We start from the raw sequence: 2,933 nt of genomic DNA, 5'->3' as shown, positions 1-2,933 counted from the left end.
CTGATTTATTCATGCCAACAGAAGTTGTCATATTTTCCCCCACATTTATATTCATATTCTTACAGTTAAAGGTCATTGTTTCGGGAGCAGTAACAGTAATGTTACTTCCTACTGTGTCAAAAATCATTTCGTTTCCGCTTTTGTCGGTCAAAATAATGCTTTCATCTTCCGTGAACTTCAAAATATGTCCGCTTCGTGTATGGATTGCTTTTATTTTGTTATCAGAAGTTCCATATCCACTTGTTTCTGAGCCATTGTAATGTGTACCCATCACAAACGGCTTCTCCGCATTGCCACTCTCAAAACCTACCAAACCTCATCTCCGATCTTTGGGATGAAAAGAAAACCTTTCCTATTGGGAAGATTTTTATTTCTGTATTCACAATGCTATCATTTTTATAAATAAATATTTTTTTTGTATCATCACCGCCTGTATCGCTGTAACAGTTCTCTTCCCAAACCCCTTCCTTTTTACCTTTTTCATATCCACCTTTCTTAGTGCAATTCCCAAAATCTTCTATCCAAATTCCTTCTTTTTGATGTTGATTATTAAAAAAACCCTTACCATCTCCAAAATCTATGTTGGGCTTTAATGGAAGGGTTCTAAAATGTCTGTACTTATAGCGGTGATAAAAATTTTTAACATACCGACCGATAGGTAGATTATCAACATAATTACAATAAAATATTGTATCATTTTTATCAATATCAATGATTTGGAATGTTCCATTAAATTTACCTTTCTTTAATGAAAATTTAGTTCCTAAGTTGGGATATAGATATATACCAGTTTTTTTCTCTTTTAGGTTTTTTTTTAAATCCCATTCAATAGTTCGTGTCCCATCATTATTTGGATTTACTTTTTCATTGGTATATGTGTGTGTTTTACATCCATATATGACAAAAAAAAATACTATTTTATATATGTTTAAATTCTTCATAGAGCTTTGTTATTATGTCAAATTGATAATCAAAAAAACCATATTTAAAAGAATCATAATCCATAATTGTATCGGTTACCTTTTCAATAAAATATATTTTGTGATATTCCTCTATTCTTGTATAAAATTTGATTAAATTTTCCGTAGAGATTATTTTATTTTCCAAGTCAGCAATTTGTGTTTTAGACTCTGATTCAATTTCATCTATTCTCTTTTTCCAATTAATTTTGTCAGAGATGCTTTCTTCGCCAAATTTAAATGGATAATCTTTAGGTTTTCGAACGTCGTAATCTTTTCTCCAACCTTCTATTTTAGCCAAATTTCCTTGATAAATAATTTTATTATTCTTTAGTTGATCTAAATAGATTTGTTTGGATGATATATCTTTTGGTGCTATCTCGAAAGGATGCTTTAATCCCATTTCGTGACCTATTTCATGCAAAATAGTGTCAGCCTCAAAATTATAAACCATAGATGAAAAAGTGAAAACATCCTCATATACAACAAATGCACCAGTCTTTTCATTGTTCCTAGTTTTAGGAGGTTCATCGATGGGGCTTATAAAAACAAAAATATTGTCCTTTAATTGTTCTTTTGTAATTCCTTTTTCTTTAAAAAATTGTTCTTGCACTTCAATTAAATACTTTGCCCCATCCAAAACTGCAGAGTTAGAAATTATTTGCTTTTCAATGAGCTTGGTTTCATCGATTTCAATTTCATCTAAAGAAAAATTTGAAGAGAAACTCACACCAATTTTAGAAAAGTAGGCATTGGTAAGTTTTTCTGTGAATTTTTGTAAAAAAGAATTCTCGTTTTCAAATTTCACTTCTTTGCCTTTTGCATCTTTAATATATGTACCTGTCAAATTTTGTTTTATATTCTCAAGATCCTGAGTGATATAAGATTTTCTCTTAATTTTAATATATTTGAATTTTCTTTTAGAAAAAATAAACGAGTCATTAGGTCTTACTGTTAAAATACCAACAATTTCTTTTTTTTCATTCAGAAATTTAATTTGTTGATTTTCGCTAAAACCTTGTTTACACTTTATAATAAACTTATTTATTACCAAAAGCTTTTCATCTTTATAATTGGTAACAACAATCTCATATCTTGTTTTTCTTCCCTCATCATTATCAGGTAAACTATAGTATTCTTCACTAAAGTATTTTTTTTCAATTATAAACTCCTTATTATTAATTGTCTTACCATCATCCGTAAAACCAACATCAAATATTGAGGTATCATATTCTAATGAAATTTTATTATTAGTGATTTTTTTAACATCATCAAAGGTTATGTATAAACTTAAAATTACATCTTGTCCAGTAACAATATTATGATTTTTAAATATTCTTAAATAAGGTGGGGAATATTCTTTACTATTTATCTTAACTTTAGTTTCATTATAAAAATCTGCGAAAATATCCTTCCCTTTTATACAATTGTCAAATATTTCAGAATGTTTTTTTGATCGTATGTAAAATTTTTCATCGTCAGTTCTATCCCAATCAAAATTATAATTCATCATTTCAGGACTATCAGTCCAAACTCGAGGATAAACAACAAAATTTACTATAGAGTTGATGGTAGAGATAGCGGTTGGGGCCTCTGGCGCTCCATAAATTATCCCGTCTTTTGCATTAAAGACAACTTTTTTATTTGACGATATCTCATAGCCTTCCTTGGCAAATATTTTATAACTTCCTCCGATTTCTTCAATCAGATCACCGCCAATTATTGTAATCTTACTCATCAATTTTAATGGCTTTTAGATTTTTCGGCAGAATTATGTTGTATCTCCTTTTGGGAATGGAATTCATGATTTTCAGTTGATTGAATATTTCCTTTACCGTTGATGATGGTTTGTTTGTCTTTTTCTATCTTACTTTCCTTATTCCCTTGGATAAACTCGACTACTTTTCCCACAACATTGGTCATAAAATCCATTCCTACAGAAAGATTTTTAAGCATCCCCACACTTTCAGTATG

General features: G+C 29.4%; 2 protein-coding genes and 2 pseudogenes. All 4 read right to left on the bottom strand.

Translation table 11 applies throughout. The annotated features are described in order from the left end of the window. Positions 1-313 (bottom strand): annotated as a pseudogene (locus ACM39_RS18585) (Vgr family protein); the annotation flags it as partial. Next, complete coding sequence (locus ACM39_RS18580) at positions 300-941, bottom strand: hypothetical protein (RefSeq protein ID WP_048512552.1); 642 nt, start codon at positions 939-941, stop codon at positions 300-302. The pseudogene ACM39_RS18585 and the gene ACM39_RS18580, both read right to left, overlap by 14 nt. Then, the gene (locus tag ACM39_RS18575; protein ID WP_048512551.1) at positions 919-2,697 is read right to left on the bottom strand and encodes a hypothetical protein; all 1,779 of its coding nucleotides are present in this window, start codon (positions 2,695-2,697) and stop codon (positions 919-921) included. The genes ACM39_RS18580 and ACM39_RS18575 overlap by 23 nt, the downstream gene beginning before the upstream one ends. A 5-nt stretch (positions 2,698-2,702) precedes the next feature. Then, a pseudogene (locus ACM39_RS19335) lies at positions 2,703-2,933 on the bottom strand (Vgr family protein); the annotation flags it as partial.

The organism is Chryseobacterium sp. FH2, from assembly GCF_001045455.1.
Classification (GTDB): Bacteria; Bacteroidota; Bacteroidia; order Flavobacteriales; family Weeksellaceae; genus Chryseobacterium.
The sequence above is the reverse complement of the archived record's forward strand: the minus strand, read 5'-3'. Positions and strand labels throughout refer to the sequence as shown.